Genomic DNA, 2,962 nt, shown 5'->3' on the forward strand with positions numbered 1-2,962 from the left:
TTAAGGTTAAGTCCTCGATCGATTAGTATCCGTCAGCTGCACGTGTCGCCACGCTTCCACCCCGGACCTATCCACCTCATCTTCTTTGAGGGATCTTACTTACTTGCGTAATGGGAAATCTCATCTTGAGGGGGGCTTCATGCTTAGATGCTTTCAGCATTTATCCCGTCCATACATAGCTACCCAGCGATGCCTTTGGCAAGACAACTGGTACACCAGCGGTATGTCCATCCCGGTCCTCTCGTACTAAGGACAGCTCCTCTCAAATTTCCTGCGCCCGCGACGGATAGGGACCGAACTGTCTCACGACGTTCTGAACCCAGCTCGCGTACCGCTTTAATGGGCGAACAGCCCAACCCTTGGGACCGACTACAGCCCCAGGATGCGATGAGCCGACATCGAGGTGCCAAACCTCCCCGTCGATGTGGACTCTTGGGGGAGATAAGCCTGTTATCCCCGGGGTAGCTTTTATCCGTTGAGCGATGGCCCTTCCATGCGGAACCACCGGATCACTAAGCCCGTCTTTCGACCCTGCTCGACTTGTAGGTCTCGCAGTCAAGCTCCCTTATGCCTTTGCACTCTACGAATGATGTCCAACCATTCTGAGGGAACCTTTGGGCGCCTCCGTTACACTTTAGGAGGCGACCGCCCCAGTCAAACTGCCCACCTGACACTGTCTCCTGCCCGGATCACGGGCAAGGGTTAGAAGTCCAATACAGCCAGGGTAGTATCCCACCATTGCCTCCTCCGAAGCTGGCGCTCCGGATTCCAAGGCTCCTACCTATCCTGTACAGGCTGCACCGGAATTCAATATCAGGCTACAGTAAAGCTCCACGGGGTCTTTCCGTCCTGTCGCGGGTAATGCGCATCTTCACGCATATTATAATTTCACCGAGTCTCTCGTTGAGACAGTGCCCAGATCGTTACGCCTTTCGTGCGGGTCGGAACTTACCCGACAAGGAATTTCGCTACCTTAGGACCGTTATAGTTACGGCCGCCGTTTACTGGGGCTTCAATTCGAAGCTTCGCTTGCGCTGACCTCTCCTCTTAACCTTCCAGCACCGGGCAGGCGTCAGCCCCTATACGTCACCTTACGGTTTTGCAGAGACCTGTGTTTTTGCTAAACAGTCGCCTGGGCCTATTCACTGCGGCTCTCTCGGGCTTTAACACCCTACCAGAGCACCCCTTCTCCCGAAGTTACGGGGTCATTTTGCCGAGTTCCTTAACGAGAGTTCTCTCGATCACCTTAGGATTCTCTCCTCGCCTACCTGTGTCGGTTTGCGGTACGGGCACCTCCCGCCTCGCTAGAGGCTTTTCTTGGCAGTGTGAAATCAGGGACTCCGGGGATAATTCCCCTTGCCATCACAGCTCAATGTTATAGGAACGGGATTTTCCTCGTTCCACACCTCACTGCTTAGACGCGCATGACCAACAGCGCGCTCACCCTATCCTTCTGCGTCCCCCCATTGCTGATAACGGCGGGGAGGTGGTACAGGAATATCAACCTGTTGTCCATCGTCTACGCCTTTCGGCCTCGACTTAGGTCCCGACTGACCCTGAGCGGACGAGCCTTCCTCAGGAAACCTTAGGCATTCGGTGGAAGGGATTCTCACCCTTCTTTCGCTACTCATACCGGCATTCTCACTTCCAAGCGCTCCACCAGTCCTTACGGTCTAGCTTCAACGCCCTTGGAACGCTCTCCTACCACTGACACCATAGGTGTCAATCCGCAGTTTCGGTGATCCGTTTAGCCCCGGTACATTTTCGGCGCAGCGCCACTCGACCAGTGAGCTATTACGCACTCTTTAAATGGTGGCTGCTTCTAAGCCAACATCCTGGTTGTCTGGGCAGCGCCACATCCTTTTCCACTCAACGGATACTTGGGGACCTTAACTGGCGGTCTGGGCTGTTTCCCTCTCGACTACGGATCTTATCACCCGCAGTCTGACTCCCAAACATAAATCATCGGCATTCGGAGTTTGTCTGAATTCGGTAACCCGGGATGGGCCCCTAGTCCAAACAGTGCTCTACCTCCGAGATTCTTTCGTTTGAGGCTAGCCCTAAAGCTATTTCGGAGAGAACCAGCTATCTCCAGGTTCGATTGGAATTTCACCGCTACCCACACCTCATCCCCGCACTTTTCAACGTACGTGGGTTCGGGCCTCCAGTAAGTGTTACCTTACCTTCACCCTGGACATGGGTAGATCACCTGGTTTCGGGTCTACGACCCCATACTCATTCGCCCTATTCAGACTCGCTTTCGCTGCGGCTCCGCATTCGCTGCTTAACCTTGCATGGAATCGTAACTCGCCGGTTCATTCTACAAAAGGCACGCCATCACCCATTAACGGGCTCTGACAACTTGTAGGCACACGGTTTCAGGTTCTATTTCACTCCCCTTCCGGGGTGCTTTTCACCTTTCCCTCACGGTACTGGTTCACTATCGGTCACTAGAGAGTATTTAGCCTTGGGAGATGGTCCTCCCGGATTCCGACGGAATTTCACGTGTTCCGCCGTACTCAGGATCCACTCTGGAGAGAACGGACTTTCGACTACGGGGCTATTACCCGCTATGGCGAACCTTTCCAGGCTGCTTCGTCTAATCCGTTCCTTTGTAACTCCGTATAGAGTGTCCTACAACCCCAGGAAGCAAGCTTCCTGGTTTGGGCTCTTCCCGTTTCGCTCGCCGCTACTAAGGGAATCGATGTTTCTTTCTCTTCCTCCGGGTACTTAGATGTTTCAGTTCTCCGGGTGTGCCTCGTTTACGCTATGTATTCACGTAAACGTACTGCCCCATTAAAGGCAGTGGGTTTCCCCATTCGGAAATCTTCGGATCACAGCTTACTTACAGCTCCCCGAAGCATATCGGTGTTAGTGCCGTCCTTCATAGGCTTCTAGTGCCAAGGCATCCGCCGTGCGCCCTTTCTAACTTAACCTTTGTCTGGTTTTCAACGCATTACAT

Annotated in this window: 1 rRNA gene; it reads right to left on the reverse strand. The window is 53.5% G+C overall.

Annotated features, from left to right (window positions below):
• Positions 1 to 2: 2 nt before the first annotated feature.
• Positions 3 to 2,936 (reverse strand): 23S ribosomal RNA (locus tag M3193_RS16470).
• Between the last annotated feature and the right edge of the window lie 26 nt (positions 2,937 to 2,962).

Origin of the sequence: Sporosarcina luteola (genome assembly GCF_023715585.1) — a bacterium.
In the GTDB taxonomy this organism is placed as follows: domain Bacteria; phylum Bacillota; class Bacilli; order Bacillales_A; family Planococcaceae; genus Sporosarcina; species Sporosarcina luteola_D.